The 2,934-nt window shown below is 30.6% G+C and carries 3 protein-coding genes and 1 pseudogene; all 4 read left to right on the top strand.

Annotated elements, in window-relative coordinates; all coding sequences use genetic code 11:
• Window positions 1–1,300 (top strand): class I adenylate-forming enzyme family protein (locus ABMA45_RS02745; RefSeq protein ID WP_348029901.1); only part of this gene is annotated, 1,300 nt, incomplete at its 5' end.
• Window positions 1,301–1,599: 299 nt separating this feature from the next.
• Window positions 1,600–1,983 (top strand): hypothetical protein, encoded by a 384-nt coding sequence (locus tag ABMA45_RS02750; RefSeq protein WP_022088354.1) that lies wholly within the window; start codon window positions 1,600–1,602, stop codon window positions 1,981–1,983.
• Window positions 1,984–1,987: 4 nt separating this feature from the next.
• The gene (locus ABMA45_RS02755; protein WP_022088355.1) at window positions 1,988–2,467 is read left to right on the top strand and encodes a hypothetical protein; all 480 of its coding nucleotides are present in this window, start codon (window positions 1,988–1,990) and stop codon (window positions 2,465–2,467) included.
• Window positions 2,468–2,660: 193 nt separating this feature from the next.
• Window positions 2,661–2,934: pseudogene (locus tag ABMA45_RS02760) on the top strand (hypothetical protein); the annotation flags it as partial.

Here is a 2,934-nt window from a genome sequence, read left to right on the forward strand (position 1 = left end):
TCAGAAGGTGGAATATCTTGTGGCAGCACTTGGAATACAGTTAGCAGGAGCTGCATATCTTCCTCTTGAAAAAGCAGTAAAAGATGATAGAATTCTTGAAATTATGAAGTTTGTTGAGGCAGATGTTTATGTGGCAGAAAAACCTGTGAATAATGAAAATGTGAAAAATATAAGCTTAAAAGAATTGCTTAAAATTGTGACGGATAAGACAAGCCCAATAGAAACATTTGAAATGCCTAAGTCGAATCAGTTGGCCGAGATTTTATTTACAACAGGTACAACAGGAAAATCAAAAGGAATAGAAGTTACATTTAAGACAGATATTGCTATTGCACAAAATGTTATAGACAGCGTTGAAATGGGCAAAGATGAGGTGGAATTGCTTTCAACTCCGATTAATCATTCTTTAGCAATTAGAAGATTTTATGGAGCAATGTACAATGGAAGTACAGCCATTTTGACAGACGGCTTTGTATTTGTGGAAGATTTCTTTAAGCTGCTTGATAATTATAAAATTACAGCTATTACATTTGTTCCTGCAATATTAGATATGGTTTTAAAATTTGCAAAAGATAGATTTGCAACATATGACAGTCAGTTTAATTATATTCAAATGGGTTCAGCACCATTGTCAGAAGCAGATAAGGAATTATTAACTAAGATGTTTCCTACTGTAAGACTTTATAACACATATGGTGCTACAGAATCAGGGTGTACAGTAATCCTTGAATTTAATAAATATGCTGATAAGAAAAACTGTATCGGAAGAACTACAGTTAATACTACAATTTTCTTTGTGGATGAAAATAGAAACGAGATTGAAGCATCATTTAAAAATCCGGGATATATGGCATTTAAGGGTGACATGAATATGCGCGGATATTATAAAGAGCCTGAAATTACAAAGGAAGCATTGGAAAATGGAAACATTTACACAAATGATTTAGGATATGTTGGAGAAGATGGTCTCGTATATCTTCTTGGAAGAAAAGGTGATGTTATCAATATGGGTGGACTAAAGATTGCTCCTACGGAAATAGAAGAAGTTGTTGTAACGCATGAAAAAATCAAAGATTGCGCATGTATTCCTATTAAAGATGAAATTACAGGTGAAGCACCAAAACTTTTTGTCGTAATGAATGAAGGATGCGAATTTGATCAGAAAGAAATTGCAAAATTTATGCTAAATAAGCTTGAAGCGTTTAAAGTTCCAAAAGTTTTTGAAGTTATAGATGAAATTCCAAGAACTTTTAATGGAAAAATAATACGAAAGAAATTAAAAGAATTAGACATGCAGTAATGATATCATTTGTCATAAGTAATGTATATTTTATTTCAGATGACGTGGGTTCAACAATATGGATTATAATGACATTGAATCTAACAGTGTGAAAAAAATATGGAATCAAATAACCCCCTCCTATGCTAATGAGATAATGGCAGTATGTGCCAGGCTCAGCATAGGAGGGGTTTTATTTTTGAAATAGCAAGAGCAATCTGGTAAGAAAAATAGAAAAGACGTGTTTGTAACAAGATATTCATGCTATAATACACAATGATTATAATAGCTGTGTGCGAAATAATGTTAGGAGGGCAATTATGAGGTTATTTGGTAAAAATAAGTACATAAAAATGGAGTTACCATTTTGTTACATAAAAAACAAAGAGGATATAGAAGCAGGTGGAATCACTATTGAAGCTTACGGTGAAATTGATGGTGAAATGAAATTTTTATCTGCTACATTTGTTTTGTCTGACTTAAAAATGTATGACCGTAATGATTATGAGGATATGATTAAAGTTTTGGAAGAAACAAAAGATAAAAAAGTAATTGTAAATTTGAAGTATAAAAAAGGACGATTAATAGGTTTTAATTTAGATGGTGAGTCTTTGGCAAAAAATCTCAATGATGAAAGGTTTAATAAGATAGAGATTTTGATTACGGGAATTGACGATAAAAGTGCAGCTAATAAAGGAGTTTAAAATTATGAGAAGAAATAAATATGATATTAAAGTTTATACACGCTATTATATGCGTCTTGTTGTACTTTTTTCTATTCTCTTTATTGGAGTACTTTGGGGACCAATTAGTTTGTACTGCATTGAAAAAAAGCCGGTTAATGTCTCAATAATAGCATCAATTTTTTTCATGATTTTCTTTGGTGGAATAGCACTGTTTCAATATATAGCATTTGCACCCAAATTATATGTTTATGGCAATAAGATTGTTATAAAAAAGTGGTATGGATTAAGAAGAAAATATTATGTTCAAGACATTGACAAAGTTATTTTTGAAAAAAGTGAAGGCAAGATTGTTACAATACAAATCATATCAAGTATTAGTAAAGATAAATACATTGATACAGTGGAAAATTTTGACAAACTGTTAAATTATTTACTGAAAAAAGTTGAAAAAGAAAAAATGGAATGTTACATATTGGGAACAAAAGAAGAGGCTGAAATATGATATCGTTGAAAATCTTGAGGTGTCTGATATGGATGTTTATTGGACCGTATTAACTCCATTAATCAATAGTTAACAATAAAAATGAGGTAAGGAGCACTATTGGTAGAGAATATGCAAGATATAATAAACGAGATAATTAAAAAATTTGAAATAGATGTAAATAAGCGATGTTATAGCAAAATAAGGAGTTGTTATGGAACAAAAAATACTGACATTAGCAGAAAAATGGGAAATAGATGCTCAGGCGTACAGAGACGGTGCTTCTGTTATAACAGCATCTCCTCAGTGCGAAAAATGCAGATATGATATTGCTGGTAATGCTATGAATTGTAAAAAATATAGAATAAAGCACAAACCGGATTATGTTCTATTTTGTGAAAAAGAGTGTAAATATTTTGAAAGTAAAAACAGAATAGAATTTGATATTTATACAGATAAAGATAATTCATTATATGGCGGCATATTGG

The organism is Eubacterium sp. CAG:156 (assembly GCF_000434315.1).
In the GTDB taxonomy this organism is placed as follows: domain Bacteria; phylum Bacillota; class Clostridia; order Lachnospirales; family Lachnospiraceae; genus Eubacterium_U; species Eubacterium_U album.